The 18,548-nt window shown below is 47.2% G+C and carries 14 protein-coding genes; 2 read left to right on the top strand and 12 right to left on the bottom strand.

Features of this window, described 5'->3' with window-relative positions:
- The first annotated feature begins 91 nt into the window (after positions 1-91).
- Together MHB71_RS00875 and MHB71_RS00870 are read left to right on the top strand one after the other, a co-directional pair.
- Positions 92-835, top strand: coding sequence for an SDR family NAD(P)-dependent oxidoreductase (locus tag MHB71_RS00875; RefSeq protein ID WP_340028544.1), 744 nt, complete (start codon positions 92-94; stop codon positions 833-835).
- Entirely contained in the window at positions 832-1,734 is a 903-nt protein-coding gene (locus MHB71_RS00870; protein WP_340028543.1) for an EamA family transporter, read from the top strand. Before MHB71_RS00875 ends, MHB71_RS00870 begins: the two co-directional genes overlap by 4 nt.
- 124 nt (positions 1,735-1,858) lie before the next feature.
- On the opposite strand, the gene MHB71_RS00865 is transcribed toward MHB71_RS00870, so the two are convergent.
- From MHB71_RS00865 to MHB71_RS00810, 12 genes are all read right to left on the bottom strand, one after another.
- Positions 1,859-4,039 (bottom strand): UvrD-helicase domain-containing protein, encoded by a 2,181-nt coding sequence (locus MHB71_RS00865; protein ID WP_340028542.1) that lies wholly within the window; start codon positions 4,037-4,039, stop codon positions 1,859-1,861.
- 225 nt (positions 4,040-4,264) lie between these two features.
- Positions 4,265-6,043 carry an ABC transporter ATP-binding protein gene (locus tag MHB71_RS00860; RefSeq protein ID WP_340028541.1) on the bottom strand — a complete coding sequence of 593 codons (1,779 nt, stop codon included), beginning with the start codon at positions 6,041-6,043 and terminating at the stop codon, positions 4,265-4,267.
- A 73-nt stretch (positions 6,044-6,116) separates the two neighbouring features.
- Positions 6,117-7,415, bottom strand: coding sequence for an NCS2 family permease (locus tag MHB71_RS00855; protein ID WP_340028540.1), 1,299 nt, complete (start codon positions 7,413-7,415; stop codon positions 6,117-6,119).
- Positions 7,416-7,659: 244 nt separating this feature from the next.
- Positions 7,660-8,418, bottom strand: coding sequence for a tRNA threonylcarbamoyladenosine dehydratase (locus MHB71_RS00850; protein ID WP_076320351.1), 759 nt, complete (start codon positions 8,416-8,418; stop codon positions 7,660-7,662).
- A gap of 18 nt (positions 8,419-8,436) precedes the next feature.
- Positions 8,437-10,215 carry an aspartate--tRNA ligase gene (gene aspS, locus MHB71_RS00845; RefSeq protein WP_036616911.1) on the bottom strand — a complete coding sequence of 593 codons (1,779 nt, stop codon included), beginning with the start codon at positions 10,213-10,215 and terminating at the stop codon, positions 8,437-8,439.
- 213 nt (positions 10,216-10,428) lie between these two features.
- Complete coding sequence (gene hisS, locus MHB71_RS00840; RefSeq protein ID WP_036616908.1) at positions 10,429-11,682, bottom strand: histidine--tRNA ligase; 1,254 nt, start codon at positions 11,680-11,682, stop codon at positions 10,429-10,431.
- A 600-nt stretch (positions 11,683-12,282) separates the two neighbouring features.
- Positions 12,283-13,551 carry an SEC-C metal-binding domain-containing protein gene (locus MHB71_RS00835; protein ID WP_340028539.1) on the bottom strand — a complete coding sequence of 423 codons (1,269 nt, stop codon included), beginning with the start codon at positions 13,549-13,551 and terminating at the stop codon, positions 12,283-12,285.
- 632 nt (positions 13,552-14,183) lie between these two features.
- Positions 14,184-14,630 carry a hypothetical protein gene (locus tag MHB71_RS00830; RefSeq protein WP_036616903.1) on the bottom strand — a complete coding sequence of 149 codons (447 nt, stop codon included), beginning with the start codon at positions 14,628-14,630 and terminating at the stop codon, positions 14,184-14,186.
- A 104-nt stretch (positions 14,631-14,734) separates the two neighbouring features.
- A complete protein-coding gene (locus tag MHB71_RS00825) occupies positions 14,735-15,241 on the bottom strand; it encodes a type 1 glutamine amidotransferase domain-containing protein (protein WP_036616900.1) in 507 nt (168 codons plus the stop codon).
- A 266-nt stretch (positions 15,242-15,507) separates the two neighbouring features.
- Positions 15,508-15,675: a hypothetical protein gene (locus tag MHB71_RS00820; protein ID WP_017686784.1), complete on the bottom strand. Its 168-nt coding sequence runs from the start codon at positions 15,673-15,675 to the stop codon at positions 15,508-15,510.
- 76 nt (positions 15,676-15,751) lie between these two features.
- Positions 15,752-16,213 (bottom strand): D-aminoacyl-tRNA deacylase, encoded by a 462-nt coding sequence (gene dtd / locus MHB71_RS00815; RefSeq protein ID WP_076320348.1) that lies wholly within the window; start codon positions 16,211-16,213, stop codon positions 15,752-15,754.
- 12 nt (positions 16,214-16,225) lie between these two features.
- A complete protein-coding gene (locus tag MHB71_RS00810; protein WP_036616894.1) occupies positions 16,226-18,403 on the bottom strand; it encodes a bifunctional (p)ppGpp synthetase/guanosine-3',5'-bis(diphosphate) 3'-pyrophosphohydrolase in 2,178 nt (725 codons plus the stop codon).
- Between the last annotated feature and the right edge of the window lie 145 nt (positions 18,404-18,548).

Genomic DNA, 18,548 nt, shown 5'->3' with positions numbered 1-18,548 from the left:
CCAATCATTATACTTCATGTTTAAACCGGACTACAATTCATGTAGATCCCAAACCAGTCAGCTGACTGGATGATGATAAGGAGTGTTCAGCATGACATACTGGAAAAATAGAGTTGCTCTGATCACAGGTGGTGGAACAGGTATAGGACGTGCTGTAAGTGAGTTGCTCGCTGAACGCGGAGCCTTGGTCGCTGTCAACTATTCCCGCTCACAAGATGCAGCAAGAGAGACTGTTCAACACATTCTGGATAAGGGAGGCCATGCATTCGCCGTTCAAGCTAATGTTGCCAATGATCTTGATGTCCGGCGGATGGTCACTACAGTAACTGAAACCTATGGCCCGATCACTGCACTTGTAAATAACGCTGGAATCACGCACCATATCCCCATGCACGATCTGGAGTCTGTTACAGATGACGTCTGGAATGAGCTGCTTGATGTGAATGTGAAAGGCATGTTTCATTGCGCTCGTGCAGTGACGGAAGGCATGAGACAGGCTGGCGGTGGTTCTATCGTAAATCTGGGCAGCATCGCAGGCAGTACGGGCTCGGGCTCCTCCCTCCCATACGCCGTCTCCAAAGCGGCCGTTCACGGTCTAACTTTATCACTTGCGCACGCACTCTCACCACACATTCGGGTGAATGCTATCGTCCCTGGCGCAGTTGCTACAAGGTGGTGGGCTGGAAACGAGGAGCGAATGTATCGTCTTGGTGGAGAAGTGTTATTACAACATATTGCCACACCTGAAGATATCGCACACATGATCTGTGCTGCGCTGGAACAGCAATCCATGACCGGGCAGTTAATTACTGTAGATAGCGGACAGACGTTATGAGCTCCAGTCATGATAAAGATACCCGGATCATCAAACCACTGAAATATACACTGTTGATCATTTTGACAACGCTAATCATGGGTACTTCTTTTCCAGTTGGCAAGATCGGCATGTTATATGCCCCACCTTTCCTGCTCATGGGCATACGTTATATACTGGCAGGTGGCTTGATGGCCTTGTTCCTTCGTAAACGTACTTTGCCTAATGGATGGCAGTCTTGGTTGAAAATAATCCTTATTGGCCTGTTCCAATCCGCAGGAGTGATGGGCTGCGCCTACTACAGCATGAACTGGATTACATCCGGTGAATCCGCCATTATTACGTTTACCAATCCGCTACTGGTCATTATCCTCAGTGCTCTTTTATATAGAGTGACCTACCGTTTCAGTCAGTGGATCGGTGTTATACTCGGTTTCATCGGGATTATGTTAACTTTTGGATGGCAGATGAGCTTTAGTCCTGGAACCTGGATTGGATTTGGTGGTGCGATCTCCTTTGCCGTGTCCACATTGCTCATCAAACGCTGGGGTGATGGCTACGATACTTTTGTCTTAACTGCCTATCAGATGCTCGCGGGAGGTGCTGCCCTTCTTCTGCTGAGCGTATGGACTGAACAGCCTCAGTTTATGGTCAATACCACCTCGGTTATGGCGCTGCTCTGGTTAACGCTTGTTTGCTCCATCATTCAGTTCTCACTCTGGTTTTATCTGCTTCAGAATAGTGACCCAGCCCAAACCAGTTCGTATCTGTTTCTGGCGCCGTTCTTTGGTGTACTATCGAGTTGGATTTTGCTAGGAGAACACGTTCAGTGGTTTGCATTGGCAGGCGGTTTATTTATTGGTGTTGGTATATTCCTGGTGAACCGTCGCTCATCCAGAATGAGAAATAGCGTAACATAAACTTGAACTCCCCCATCGTTCTTCCTTGGAAGATTAATCATTTCTCGCACAAAAGCAAAAAAGGCATGCGCTTATGGGACTTTCCCATGAACGTCATGCCTTTTGTTGTATAAGTAAACTCTATCTAACCAAGCTCTGGCCAACCCTGAATGGTTACGGACTCGCCATCGGGATTATGTGTTGCAGCCGCATAGATCGGCAGTACACCATCATGGAACAACCACAATTCGTGCAAGGCCCGTGTACAACCAACATACAACAGCTTTGCATCACCCGCATTTGGCAAATAATGCTTCTGGTCTACGTCTGCCACAATAACGGCATCAAACTCCAACCCTTTGGACAGATAGACCGGCAAAACGGAGTGTCCACCCGTGTACTGCTTTTTGCCACCATCGATCAGGTTTAGATCCCAGCCTGCATCCTGAAGTTCACGATGAAGTTCCTCTGCTTCATGCAGTGTACGGGTCAGGATGGAGACCGTTCGGTAGTCTTTGACTGTTAATACCTTCAAAGCCTGCTCCAGACTCGCCGTCCGCCCTTCCCCTCCATAAGCCAACGTGCGAACCGGATCACCACTACGGAAAACAGGAATCGCCGTAATCCCGCTCTTGACGCCACGTTCCAGAATCGTATTGGCATAATCGATAATTTCCATCGTTGAACGATAACTTCGGGTCAATGCAAAGTATGCATTCTGTTCCTCAGGAAACAGAGAACTCATCTCTTCCCACGCATGAACACCACGGTACTCATGAATGCCTTGAGACAAGTCACCCAGTATGGTGAAGGAATGCCCTTTGACGAACTGATCCAATAACGCCACATGAAAAGGGGAAAAGTCCTGCGCTTCATCAATCACGACATGATCAAACCGCTCCGAACCCTCGATATCATGGACCAATGTATGAATGTATACCAATGCAGGCAGATCCTCTTCACGGACGATATCCAGCTTCAAATCTGCTGCCGTTTGTTTCATGACCAGTTTTGGAATAAGCCCGCTGAGCGAGGCTGGCACAGACCCACCCTTTGTAGCTTTGAACAACTGTTTGTATAGCGTAAGCGGCTCGTATTGAGGCCATTTTTTAGCATAAGCTTTCTCACGAGTAGACGCTTTTTTCTTGCGTTCTTTGCGCACAGCTTCTGGCATCGGTTTCTTAAGTTCCATCTCAATCCAGCGGTGAACTCTCGCCATGACCCGTTCTTTGCGTTTGGCCAGTGGATAATGTTTGTATTCCTCACTGAACCAGTTCTCGATCTCCGTCTTGCTGAGCACCTTACCATCCCATGGACTGAAGTCCATATCCGGTACGGAATCCGCTTCCATGCCCGAGAGCCACTCTCGAATAAGCTCCATGAAACGGATGGATCCTTTGTACCGTCCAGGTACATCATCATTTAATTCAGGCCGCGCATCTGGAGTTTCGAACCAGGTGTTCAATGTATCCGACGTATTCGCCAAAGGCATTTCCAACCCCAGCAGGTTCATCGCCCAATCCGGGAATGTCCGCTGTTGAATGTCCCCTACTCCAAGTTCCGGAAGCACATCCGAGATATAATCCAAGAACATGTGGTTGGGTGCAAAAATAACCATTTTCTCCGCAGATACCTGCTCCTTGTACTGATATAGCAAAAAGGCAAGCCGATGCAGGGCAACCGTTGTTTTCCCGGATCCCGCTACACCCTGAATGATCAGTGCGGTGTTTCTCGCCGCACGAATGATTAGATCCTGCTCCGCCTGAATCGTCGATACGATATCACGCAGTTTGTTATCCTTGTTCTCTCCCAGACGATAAACGAGGAATTCATCAGATACCGCTGGCTGGTCGCTGTCACGGTTATATGTATCCGCCACACGTTCCAATATCCGCTGCCGAATGACAACGTTTCGTTTCAGGTATACGAGTCCTTCAATAAGCCCTTCCGGGGCTTCATACGTAGCGGAGGCTTCCCCTCCGGTAAATGAGTAAAACAGGCTCGCGACAGGAGCACGCCAGTCGATGACAAGCGGATGCTCTCCCACCTCTTCGCGGTCTACGCCAATTTTGCCAATATACAGCGGTTTCCGTGCACCACTGCCCTGTTCTTCGAAATCCAAGCGTCCGAAATAGGGTTGCTGCGCGCTCTTGGACAAGGCGGTGCGGCGCTCTTCGCGTCCAGCTTCCAGCACTTGTTCTGTGAAGTCGTGGCCGGTGTATACCGGAATGTTCTGCAGTCGTTCCAGCTGACTATCCACTTCCTCCATCGTTCGCTCTAACCTGTACTCTTCTTCTTGATAGGCACTTTGAAAGCTGTCTGACATGTTTCAGTTACCTCCTAAGAATATGTTTTGCTCTGCATCGCCAATCACTGACGACGCAAAAGGATACCCACTATATCATATTGATGTGTAAAAAGCTACAGCAGCCTGGTGATCTCATAAAAGAAAACCGTTGCTCACGCTCGTACTGAACGAATGAACAACGCTCTTAAGTTGAACTATATTTGAATCTTATCTTTTGAAATAGTAGTCAATTTGTTTCTGATTTCAACCTTGTCCTTCCTGTGCCACAAACTGTTTTTGAGCTAACTCACGGTATACCGGATGATTGCTAATTAATTCCGTATGAGTTCCTGTTCCGGTAACATGCCCATGCTCCAATACAACAATCTGATCGGAATCCACCACTGTGGACAATCGGTGCGCGATCACGATCGTAGTTCTTCCTTCCATCAGATTGGACAATGCTTGCTGTACTTCATACTCCGAGGTGCTGTCCAGACTGGATGTCGCTTCATCCAACATAAGAATATCCGGACTGCGCAGTAAGGCACGAGCAATAGCAATCCGCTGACGTTGGCCCCCGGATAACTTGATTCCCCTCTCGCCCACTTCCGTGTCATAGCCCTGTGGCAGCTTGTCGATAAAGTCGGCAGAATAGGCCATCTCAGCAGCTCGCCGGATCTCATCCATCGTGGCCTCACGACCTAATCCGTACGTGATGTTGTCTTTGATCGTACCCGCCATAAGTGGACTTTCCTGAGATACATACCCAATCTTGCTGCGCCAGGAGGCTAAAGAATAATCCGTTATGGCTTGTCCCCCATATGAAATATGGCCTGAATCGGGCATATAAAACTGCTCCATCAAAGAGAACAGTGTTGATTTGCCGCTACCGCTTGGACCGACAATGGCTGTCACTTTTTGTGTAGGTACCGTCAAATTGATTCCGTGCAACACTTCCTCACCTGTAACATAGGAAAAATGTACATCATGGAATGCAATCGTCTCATTTCCTTTTGGCGCTACCTTAGTGCTGTCATGTGGCTCTTCCTCATCGGCAAGGATCGCTTGTATGCGCTCCGTTGCACCGACGACTTTTTGCAAACGGGAGTATAAGGTCGTGAATTGTCCCATTGGCATAATGACCTGGAACAACAGTAAAATGAACGCAACCAGTTCACCAGGCGACAAAAGTCCAGACGCTACGCGCATTCCCCCCACACCCAGAATAACGACCAGTACGGCAGTCATGACAAATGTAAACAAAGGACCGATCAGTGCAAGGATGCGTGCTTCCTGCAAGCCAAAAGCAAACATTTTACGAATCCGGGAATCCCCTGCTTCCACTTCCTGTTTCTCCGTGCCGTAGGCTTTGACCAAGCGAATCTCGCCAATAACCTGACTAAGCACGGACGTAAGACCTGCCATCTCGTCCTGCTGCTTCTTGGAGATCTTGTACATCTTCTTACCCACCGGCAACAGAATCAACAGCGTAAGCGGCACCAGACTCAGAATAATGAGCGACATCACCCAGTCCAAATAGAACAGTAACGCCACGCCACCCACAACAGCGACGATGTTGGACACAAAGGAAACCAGATAATCTGCGATCAACGTCATGATCTGGCTTGTATCATTCGTAATCCGGCTCATGGTATCGCCTGTCCGATTGCGATCAAAATACGGCATTCCTAGCGACAATACCTTATTCCACAGCTTGGTACGAAGCGTTGCGACCACGCGTTGTCCGGCGTAATTTAACATATAAATGCTAATACCCGAGGCAATCGCCTGAATCACAAATGCCCCCAGCAATAACAAAATAACAGATTTGTTCAATGCCGAAGTGGTTAATCCATCAATCAGACCTTTGGTCATCAATGGCACGATCAGTCCGGCTGTAGTTTGAATCAGGGTTAAGATGAGGGCCAGAATCAAGATCAGTTTTGGCGGGTTCGTGGAGGCGATAAGCTTGACGAAATCCTTAAATCCCTTTTTTCCTACCTTCGGTTCATTCTGCCCTGCTTGTTGCTGCTCTTCCATTCCCGTTCCTCCCGTTCTCCATCTGCTCACCAGAGATCATACGTATGAACTTACATGACGTTGCCTTTTGTTATTACAAAACTCCATGCAACACAAAGTTGGCTAAAAATAGGATGGAAATGCCATACATGACCACAGGCACCTGTTTACCTTGACCTGCTGCCAGCTTCGCTAATGGATAGGCAATAAATCCAAACGCCATACCGTCCACGATGCTATATGTAAATGGAATCATGACCATGATCAGAAATGCCGGGAATGCCTCTGTGAAGTCACCAAAATCCATATCTTTCACACCTTGTACCATCAGGCCACCAATAATGATCAAAATGGGTGCAATTGCACTGTCCGGAATGTAACCGAGCAGTGGGATGAAGAAAAAAGTAGCCCCGAATAACACGGCTGTAACGAGCGGAGTCAAACCTGTGCGACCGCCTGCCGCAATTCCGGCTGTAGTCTCGGCTGCGGCAACCGGAGGACTACTTCCGAATACACCTGCCAGCACGGTGCTAATGGATAGAGCACGCAGACTTCCTTTGAACCGCTCTGGACGACCAATCATCTGTGTCTGAGCCGTAATTAATCCGATATTTTCGAACACCACAATTAGCAGTAGCAAAAATACCGCGATCCAGAACGCAACATCAGCCAGCTTCATCAAAGACAATTCGCCAAACAACCCACCGTATTGACGCAGCGCATCCATAGCTGATACGGATTCACCTGGGCTCACTGCTCCAAGTACATAGGCTAGACCTGTCCCGACCAGAATACTGATCAGAAGTCCACCCTGTACGTTCCGTATAAATAAAATCAAGGCAAGCACCAGCGTAACGCAGGCTGTAATGACATTTGGATCATTAAAATGCCCAATCGCGACAAACGTGGTCTGATGTGCGATGACAATTCCACTTTTTTGTAAACCGATAAATGTCAGAAACAAACCAATCCCGACCGTAATGCCATGCTGCAGATTTTTCGGGATTGCTTCGCTGATCATTTTGTATAGTGACGTAAACGCAACAATGGCAAACAGTACACCTGTAACGGTTACAACGGCCAGCGCTTCTTGCCAGCTTAATTTCATGGAATGTACAAGTGTATACGTGAAAAATGCATTAATCCCCATTCCGGGTACTACGATAATCGGTGATTTTCCGCCAAATGCCATGAGCAAACAGCCTGCAATGGACGTCAGCAGGGTTCCAACCATGGCCGCCTGCAAGGGCATCCCGGCATCGGAAAGAATTGTAGCATTGACCATAACGATATAGACCACGGCAAAATAGGAAATGGCTCCCGCCACAACTTCCTTTTTCCACTGGTCTCCTGGCTCCATGCCAAGACGTCTGGTCATCCATCCGTGTTTCATTTCGTTCTATTCCCCTCTCTGTAGCCGCAAATTCATTATGTATGTATCATCATTTCGCGCAGCAGTGAATATCATACACGGTTTTGACTTTGAAGTACATGACGTAACTCTGACATTTATCTAAGGATACAGTTCGGCTATCATAGACAATTGACGTCCCATTCGCTCCTCTCTTGCGAAGTATGATCACACAAAAAAGCGCAGATGCCTTATCAGCATCCACGCTTCTTCAGTTGGCAGCAAGTTACTGCTGCTTGTTCTCTGCAATTTCTAACAAATCCTTAATCGCAACACTGACCATAATCAGTCCAGCTACCGGAGGCACAAATGAATTACTCGCAGGTGGCTGTTTAGCCTTACGAATTTCCGGAGCATTCTCGGGAACGATTTTTTGTGTTACGTCCTCGCGCGGTTTCATCGGCTTTTCAGTCGAGAAGACCACTTTCACACCTTTTTTGATGCCGTCTTTACGAAGTGTCGTACGTACAACACGGGCAATCGGGTCCATAGTCGTTTTCGAAATATCCGCAACCTGGAATTTCGTAGGGTCCATTTTATTCGCCGCACCCATACTCGAAATCATCGGAATTTTACGTTTCAGGCACTCTTTAATGAGATGGATTTTGTAGATAATCGTGTCGGATGCATCCAGCACATAATCCAGTTCATATTTGAACAATTCCTCATACGTTTCTTCCGTGTAAAACATATTCAGGGCAATCGCATCACATTCCGGATTGATCAGTTTCACACGTTCCACCATCAGATCCGCTTTCTTCTGCCCTACTGTCGTGGTCAGCGCATGAATCTGGCGGTTAATGTTGGTGATGTCCACCACGTCTTTATCAATCAGGATGATACGCCCAACGCCGCTACGTGCAAGAGCTTCTACAGCAATTCCACCTACGCCGCCAATACCAAGCACAGCGACTGTACTATTCTTCAACGTATCCAGACCTTCAGGTCCGATCGCAAGTTCTGTTCTTGAAAATTGATGGAGCATTGAGAATCGATGCCTCCTTTATTTCTTTTCCGCTACCGGTTTACGGGCTACGCGGATATGCAGTTGTTCCAATTGTGAGTCATCCACTTCGGATGGTGCATTCATGAGCAGATCCGTTGCACTTGCCGTTTTCGGGAAGGCAATCGTTTCACGCAGATTCGTGCGGCCCGCCAGCAACATCACGAGGCGGTCCAGACCAAAGGCAATACCACCATGCGGTGGAGTTCCATATTCGAAAGCTTCCAACAGATAGCCGAATTTCTCATTCGCTACTTCTGTAGAGAGTCCAAGGGCAGCAAACATTTTCTCCTGAACATCACGTTTGTAGATACGCATTGAACCGCCACCTACTTCATAACCATTGAGAACAAGGTCATAGGCTTGAGCGCGGATTGCACCCGGATCAGTGTCGAACAGATGTACATCTTCGTCTTTTGGACGAGTGAACGGATGGTGTTCTGCCACATAACGTTTCGCATCTTCATCATATCCGAGGAGTGGGAAGTCCACAACCCAAGCAAATTTGAATTTGCTGTCATCAATCAGACCCAGTTGACGGCCGATTTTCAGACGCAAAGCGCCCAGAACATCAGCAACCACTTTTTTCGTGTCCGCGGAGAAGAGCAGCAAGTCGCCATCTTCAGCACCTGTACGTTCTTTGACAGCTTCGATTTCTTCAGGCGTGAAGAACTTCACGATTGGCCCTTTGAACTCGCCGTCTTTTACTTGAATCCAAGCCAGACCTTTCGCACCGTAACGTGCAGCAAATGGTCCGAGATCATCGATCTCTTTACGACTCCATGTGCCACAGCCTTTAGCGTTCAGCACTTTCACTTCTCCACCTTTTTCGATGACAGAAGCAAATACTTTTACACCGCTGTTCGCTACGATATCGTTCATTTCAACCAGTTCCATACCAAAGCGCAGATCTGGTTTGTCTGAACCGTATTTACCCATTGCATCTGCATACGTAATACGTTGGAAAGGTAGTTCCAGCTCAATACCTTTCGTTTCACGCAGCAATTTGGCCATCAGTTCTTCCATCATTGGCAGCAGGTCATCCTGTTGCAAGAAAGAAGTCTCGATGTCGACTTGAGTGAATTCTGGTTGACGGTCTGCACGCAGATCCTCATCCCGGAAACAGCGAGCGATCTGATAATAACGCTCAACGCCACCCACCATCAGCAATTGTTTGTAGATTTGTGGGGATTGTGGCAAGGCGAAGAATTCACCTTCATGCACACGGCTCGGTACGAGATAATCACGCGCACCTTCCGGGGAGCTCTTGGTCAGGATTGGTGTTTCCACCTCAACGAACTCTTCTCCATCCAGGTAGTCACGGAACACTTTGGACGCTTTGGAACGCAGTTTCAGTGTTTCGAACATTTCCGGACGACGCAGGTCCAGGTAACGATATTTCAAACGAAGGGATTCATCAACTTCGACACCATCTTCAATGAAGAATGGAGGTGTTTTGGCTGCGTTCAGCACTTCGATTTCTGTGATTTGAACTTCAATTTCGCCAGTAGGCAGGTTTTTGTTAACTGTTTCTGCATCACGTTTAACAACTTTACCCGTTACAGCGATAACATACTCGCTACGTACGCGATCTGCGATTTGCAGAGCTTCACCGGAGTAAGCCGGGTTAAAGACAACTTGTACAATCCCGCTGCGATCACGCAGGTCGATGAAGAGTACGCCCCCCAAGTCACGGCGGGTCTGAACCCAACCGTTCAATGTTACTGTTTCACCGATGTGTGCGGGTGTTAATGCGCCGCAATGATGACTTCTTTTCATAACCAAACTCCTCATTATGTGAATTTCCGTTCTGTATGGGCAGTTAGTGCCTGCTCTTCAACAGTCCGGTTACGTGTAGATCATGTATTCGAAAAGGCATGTTACCTCTGGCTCGCCAACTTCCGCTTAATTGGAAACGTCGGTGAACCTCAGTACTTTTGCCGGATCAATTGTTTTACTTGAATGTTTAAGATTTAATGTAACACCTCATGCTTATTTACCTTCGCGAATTGCCTCTACCAGATCATCAAGCTTCACGGTTTGTTGCTCACCCGTATCCATCGACTTGAGGGCGATCTCACCACGCTCCAGCTCGTCATCACCAAGGATGGCAGTGTAGCGGGATTTGAAACGGTCAGCTGATTTCATCTGTGCTTTCATCTTGCGGCCCAGATAATCACGTTCCCCAGACAGTCCAGACTGACGAAGTTTGAACAACAGACGGTTCACTTCACGATCAGCAGCCTCTCCCAGAGCAACAAAGTATACATCCAGTGGAGCCAGCGTAGTGACCTCAATATTTTGGTGCTCCAGAATCAGTTGAATACGCTCCAGACCAATACCGAAGCCGATACCCGGCTGATCAGGTCCACCGATATCTCCAACGAGACCATTGTATCGACCACCGCCGCCAACGGTATCAATTGCTCCAATACCTTGGGCTTTTAATTCAAAAGCAGTCAGTGTGTAATAATCCAAGCCCCGTACCAGACGATTGTTCACAGCATAATCCACACCGAAATCATCCAGGTATGCCTGCAGCTTGGCAAAGTGATTCAAAGACTCTTCATCCAGGCTATCCAGTATGGACGGTGCCCCAACGAATTTGTCCTGATCGACCTTACAGTCGAGTACACGCAGCGGATTACGCTCCATGCGGGACTGACAGTCCTTACACAGGCTGTCTTTCATCGGTCTGAGGAACCCAAGTAACGTCTCGCGGTATTCTGCACGGCTGGTTGAGTTACCAACGGAGTTGATCTCCACTTTGACATCCTTCAAGCCGAGCTCGACGCACAACTGGTAACCTAGTGCGATTACTTCGGCATCAATCGCAGGGTCCAGCGCACCGATGGCTTCTACACCAAACTGGTGGAACTGACGCTGACGGCCTGCCTGGGGACGCTCGTACCGGAACATCGGACCGATGTAATAGAGCTTGCTCACATCCGGTTCGCCGTAGATTTTATTCTCCACATACGCACGGACAACACCTGCTGTTCCCTCTGGACGAAGAGTCATGCTGCGATTGCCTTTGTCATCAAAGGTATACATTTCTTTCTCAACGATATCGGTAGTCTCTCCTACACCGCGTACAAATAAAGAAGTCTGTTCGAAGATCGGTGTACGAATCTCACGGTAATTAAACCGTCGACACAGATCTCGTGCTTTTTCTTCTACGTACTGCCATTTCTCGACAACTCCAGGCAGTAAGTCCTGCGTTCCAGTCGGTTTTTGAAAAGCCATCTTGATCCCTCCAGCATTGATTTTTTTATATAACAAAAAAATCCCTCGCCCTGTCGCTGTGTATACAGCAAACAAAGGGACGAGAGATTGTGTAATATACATTCACCCGTGGTACCACCCACATTCCGGAAACCTGACACTTTAGCCGTTCAGGTGATCTCTGATGATTCAGGATTGCACAGAGCAACCTGATCAAGCAGATATTCCGCTCTACGTGTAACGCACGTCCTGCGCAGGCCAGCTACTGGTCACCAGATCATCTCTGCTGTGTTCGCCGTCTGTTCTCGGGGAAGTCATTCGTCCGCTCATCAAGAGAATCCTTACAGCCTTGGGATTCCTCTCTGGTCATGTGGGTACGGAGTACTTGGTCCCGTCATCAAATCAATAATATAGTTCAAAAATCGACTTGTATTGACTATAGTCAACGTATTATTTTCTGATTGTAATGAACCGCAGTGCTAAAGTCAAGGGTTAACACGAAAAGATAGCTCTAAAAAATTTTACTCACACACTGCACCGGATGGGGGAGTGACAGAAATCACGGATAATAGAAGCTGGATTCATCATATGAATTCCAACTTCTATTCGCTTCTTATTCCTCTATTGTTGCAGCATCCACTTCAACAGATCCGGCGCGCTCGCCCATAAACGGGAATGCATAATGACATATTCAATCGCTTCGTCGGAGTCGCCCATGCCGACAAAGTCAGGGAGGTTATGCGGCAAACGTTTCAAACCCAACAGGTAATCAGGCACATGTTTGTTCACACCCCGGGCCACACGGTACAGCATTTTGAGCTGGGAGGTGATTCCGTTTTTCTTATACTCCAGAATAATCTTGTCATAGGCAAAGGCCGCTGCGGCGTCATCTCTTCCATACTCCTCCAGCAATTGCTCTGCCTGTTCCAATTGGTTGCTGTACAGATACACAGCAGCGAGCAGGTAACGTGCTCCGGTATTGTCTTCCGTATTAAGCTCTAGCATATGCTCCAGAATCTGTGCTGCTTCTTTCGTATCTCCACCAAACCAGCAGGATTCGGCATAGCTTTTGCATATCCGGATATAGGGACGAGTCTCATGAAGCCCCCAGAAGTCCCCTTTATTCTCCACAAAGAACAGTTCGCCCAGTTCACGTTTGCCAGCAGCGATTCCTTCCTTGAGGTAAGATCGTGCATCATTCTCATTGTCCGATTCCTCAGCTAGAATAAGATACGCATCAGAGCTGTCAGGATACATCTCAATCGCTGTTTCCGCCAGATGTACTCTCCGTTTGGAAGAGCTCGCTTCCCTCGCCTTAGACAGCAGAGCCTGTGCTTTGTCTCTCGATGTGCCTGGACCGTTCAGCATCAATAGCTCGTCCGTTTCACCGCCCATGCCGTATTCTTCGATGTAACTATTCATCTCCTTAACCTTCCGGGAGATCGTGCCTGTCGTTACCTCATATTTATCAGCCAGCTCAGCCTTTGTGACATTGAAGCCGTATTCCTCGGACAGCAAAAACTCAATTGCAGCAGAGAACGAGCCTGTCTTCTTCACAGTAGGGCGGGTCTGACGGGAGTAGCCGTTCCATAACACTAGAGCTTCCAAAATTACCTCTGGCTCATATTGGTTGCTCATGTTCTCAATAGTCTGCAGGGCTAGCTGTTCGTGAGCCGGGTGCTCCCATCTCAAATCGCTTGCCACCATCTTTTTCAGCTTGGTCAAGGTCAGTTTGCTCTCAGGCTGAATGGAGGCTTCCCGGACCGGTTTCTCCGTTGATATTATCCCCAGTATGGATTCTACTGCAGAGGACTCCTTGTTCAGACAACATTTCTTATATTTTTTCCCACTACCGCATGGGCATAAATCATTTCTTCCAATCTTACTCAAAACTAATTCCCCCTTAAATCTGTCTCTAGCCATTCGCATGAGAACTCTGTTGCTTTAGCATTGTAGGTGTCATTTCTCAAACGAGGCATTCTATATAACTTTCAAATTCCATCGATCAAGCAGAAACCGCTGCCCCGTACTTATATAAAAAAGGCGGGGCCGTTTCAGCGAGTATATGTTCATCTGGAATATGACGGATCACTCTGGCGATGAATTCCTCATACTCTCTGTCATAGGATTGGATTCGCCTGAACCCAATCGCTGGAGCTAGATTTACCGTCCAATGTAGCCCAACTATGAAAACAATTCGCTGTAGAATATATAAACCCATCTCTCTATTCTAGCAAAAATTGAATAAAGGGGTAAGCTCTACCCAAAACATACACATTCTCAGCTCAAAAAAAATAGCCTGCACACGGTGTGCAGGCTCAAAGGATATATAAAAAAAAGGGGGTCATGTGTGTTATTATAAGCCCACTATGTTAAAGGCTTATGTATCTAATATTACAGTAATATTACAAAAATGATAGCGCTTTATAAATTAGTTTTTTAATATCCTCCTGATTAAAAAGCCCTCGCACATCACTCGACTGTGTGGTCGAGCAGTGCAAGGGCCAAGAAGTATCTACACGTTAATTCAAATCTTCCACATAGGCATGGTTGGAACGAAGCTTATGAACAATCTCGTCATAATCCTCATCTCTTACTTTGGCAGACAGAACATAATGGAGATCATCATAATCGGCCGAAGACACATCTGCAGCATTCAGCAGGTCTCCATCCTCATTCACTCTGTCACGAGTATCCCGTTCTGCATCACGGTCCACATTGGCTACTACAGGGATCACATTTTCGCTGGCTGGAACACCAGGGGCTGCACCTACACCCATTGCTCCGTTGGTGCCTACGCCACCTGCTGTATTATAAGGTACCAGTGGCACCATAACACGCGTGTCTCTACCTACCGCACTGTCCAGTTGACCTACTTCCAAATGCTCTGTACGGAACGTCTGAAGTGAAGTTCTTGCTCCCTCTGCCTCGTCCTCGGTTCGAAAATACGCCTGAATATGTTTTGTCATGTCAAACCCTCCTTTTTCGGAATGAAATGCAACGTGAAGTTTCGTAACCTCACGATGTAACGTAGTTAAGATACATCAATGTATGTCAGTTGTACTGGATGAAGTTATATAACTTTTAGCAGTTCACGTACAAACGCTGGCTCATCTTCAGGTGTTCGGGATGTAATATAGTTTCCATCCACAACGGCCTCATGGTCCTTGAACTCTGCTCCTGCGTTTACCATATCATCCTTAAGTGGTGGATAGGATGTAATGGTACGGCCTTTCAACAGACCCGCACTAGCCAAAATTTGCGGACCATGACAGATCGCAGCAATTGGTTTCTTCGCACTGTTGATCTCAGTGACAAACTTCAAAATGTGCGCATCACTTCGCAAATTCTCAGGGGATGATCCACCAGGAATCACGACTGCATCATAATCTGAAGCGGATGCATCACCAATCGCCTTATCTGTGGTATAGGAGGCCTTTCCTCCTTTACCTTTAAGGGTCTCACCGGCTTTTAATCCGATAATCTCCACTTCATGTCCAGCTTTTTTTACTTCGTCATACGGGACCTGCATCTCCGAATCTTCAAAGTCATTCGCCAATAAAAAAGCAACTTTACTCATAACGTATGTTCTCCTTTCCGTGTTCGAACTTTCTTTATAAAATCGGGTCTTGCAGTACGTTGGCACTTCGTTGTGCCTCGTTTTGTTATTACCCTCACCAGAGCAATTTATAACAATTCAATGTAATTTCATTTTGTAACGAAGTCGTCAAACGAATAGTTAAAAAGTTCTACTCACGACAAAAAGTCCTGATTCGGGAAGAAATCAGGACTTTTTCACAATCTGTATAATCCAAATATCGGATGTTTATATCCCTGTGTAGACATTCAAGATCGCGGAAGATGACTCTGCTTCCCTTTGTCCGAATCCTGAAGTGCCCAGATCGTTGCAACATACTCAGCAGCCGAACGGGCAAGGTGCAATGATTCATACAGGTTGCCAGGGAGTAACAAAGGTTCTGAACGGGTACGTGTTTCTTTCGCAGATTGGCGCATAATTGGATGGATACTCCTTTGATCATGAAATGGTCATCAACGAATTATCCCTTATTATGGCCTGAACCCCATGGAATTATGCACGTGGTTCCTGACGAACCGGACTTTCAAGCATCAAAGTCACGGGTCCCCAGTTGGTAAATGTTACATCCATCATCGCTCCGAAACGCCCGGTTTCAACCTGGATACCTTTATCCCGTAGCAGTTGATTAAACGTTTCATATAACAGTTCTGCCGCTTCAGGTCGGGCCGCAGCCGCAAAGCTCGGACGCTTTCCTTTGCGACAATCTCCGTATAGGGTGAACTGGGAAACAGACAATACAGCACTGCCTACATCAAGCAGACTGAGATTCATCTTCTCCTGATCATCCTCAAATATCCGCAACCCACTAACTTTGTCAGCCAGATACTGGGCATCCTTCGCGGTATCCTCATGGGTAATGCCCACGAGTAGCATTAATCCGGATTCGATCTTACCTGTCAGCTCGTCTCCCACAGTCACCTGAGCCTCTTTACAACGTTGTACAAGCACCCTCATCTTACAGGCTCCTTACTGCATAATCCGATGCACCGAATAGACATCTTTCACACGTTTGATCCGTTCTACAACGGATTGCAGATGATCCGTATTACGAATCAGAATTGTGACGTGCACCAATGCTAATTTATTTTTATCTGTCCGTCCTGTAACGGCAGATATATTGGTTTTACTTTCAGATACAGCCTGAAGTACCTCGTTGAGCAAGCCATTACGATCATGGCCTGTAATCTCAATATCCACACTGTAACTTGCTTCGATATTCTCTTCCCACTCGACCTCAATAACACGTGCTGCTTCTTCACCGTCTGCACTTGTAGGGATATTCGGACAGTCACTACGGTGTACGGAAACGCCGCGTCCGCGTGTAACATATCCGATAATGTCATCCCCAGGTACAGGATTACAGCATCGTGCGAATCGAACAAGCAGATTATCGATGCCTTTAACACGAATACCGTTGGTTGGACGATTTCTGCGCTCAGGCGCAGGTTTCAGCTCGCGCATCTCGGAATTTAATTCCAGCAAACTGGACTCTTCCTGCTCTTTACGCAGTTTTTCGGTTGCTTTGGTTACAATCTGTGCAGCAGTAATCCCACCGAATCCAACAGCCGCAAGCATGTCATCAATATCGTTAAACGCATATTTTTTGGCAGCTTCCATCAACTTGTCATCCGTCATCCACGCAGAAGGGTCAAGCCCCATACGCTTCAGTTCACGCTCACAGCTCTCCCGACCTTTTTCAACGTTTTCTTCACGGCGTTCCTTCTTGAACCATTGCTTGATCTTCGCTCGTGCATGAGAAGATTTCGCAATTTTCATCCAGTCCTGGCTCGGTCCGTAAGAATGTTTGGACGTCAAAATTTCGATGATATCACCTGTCTTCAGATGATAATCGAGCGGAACAATCCGACCGTTTACTTTGGCACCAATGGTCCGATTACCCACCTCCGTATGGATTCGATAAGCAAAATCCAAAGGAACAGAGCCGATCGGCAATTCGATGACCTCTCCTTTTGGTGTAAATACAAATACCAAATCCGAGAAGAAATCCATTTTGAGTGACTCTACGAATTCTGATGCATCCTGTGCTTCGTTTTGAAGTTCAAGAATTTCACGGAAGAAGGTAATCTTGTCTTCAAAATGATTTCCGTTCGCAGCGCCTTCTTTGTAGGCCCAGTGGGCAGCAATACCAAATTCAGCAGTCCGGTGCATATCCCATGTCCGGATCTGTACTTCCGTTGGTTCGCCATTGGGACCAACTACCGTTGTATGCAGCGATTGATACATGTTCGCCTTTGGCATCGCAATGTAGTCTTTGAAGCGTCCAGGCATCGGTTTCCATAGCGTGTGTATAATTCCCAGGGTAGCATAACAATCCTTGATATTATCCACAATAATACGAATGGCAAGCAGATCATAAATTTCGTTAAACTGCTTGTTTTTGGTGGTCATTTTCTTGAACACGCTGTAGATATGTTTCGGGCGGCCCGAAAGGTCTGCCTGAATTCCCATCTCATCGAGCTTGTTCGTAATTCCATCCATAACCGTATCAATATATTGCTCCCGTTCCGCACGTTTTTTGTGCATGAGGTTAGCAATTCGGTAATACTGCTGCGGATTCAAATAACGGAGGGCGATGTCCTCCATTTCCCATTTGATTGCAGAGATACCCAAACGGTTTGCAATCGGACAGAAAATTTCCAGCGTCTCATATGAAATCCGGCGCTGGCTTTCTTCCGACTGAAACTTGAGTGTCCGCATATTATGCAGACGGTCAGCCAATTTAATCACGATGACACGGATGTCCTGCGCCATGGCGATGAACATTTTGCGGTAGTTCTCGTTCTGCTGTTCTTCCTTGGAGCGAAACTGAATACGTTCCAGCTTCGTCAAGCCGTCAACAAGCATGGCACACGTATTGCCGAAATGATTGCGGATCTCTTCAAGTGAGACCGTAGTATCCTCTACTACATCATGAAGAAGCGCTGCTATTATGGAGATGGTGTCCATCTGCATGTTCACAACAATGTCGGCAACCGCAAGCGGATGCAGAATATACGGTTCTCCCGATTTTCGCGTCTGTCCATGGTGGGCCTGATCAGCAAATTCGTAAGCTTCTCGTATGCGCACCAGATCGGGTTCTTTGATATATGCCCCGGCCTTCTCGAGTAATTGCTCTATGCCCATTCTGATCTGTTCCGTGTCCTTTCTATACCAAATGGAACCCGTGACAGTGCTGCAACACAGGTTCCCCGTAAAAGTAATTTCCTATAATTATGACGCTTCGCCCGTTTCCCGTCAACTGCTGACGAATAAGAGCGCTTATCCAATT

Source organism: Paenibacillus sp. FSL H7-0940 (assembly GCF_037979415.1).
In the GTDB taxonomy this organism is placed as follows: Bacteria; Bacillota; Bacilli; order Paenibacillales; family Paenibacillaceae; genus Paenibacillus; species Paenibacillus amylolyticus.
The sequence above is the reverse complement of the archived record's forward strand: the minus strand, read 5'-3'. Positions and strand labels throughout refer to the sequence as shown.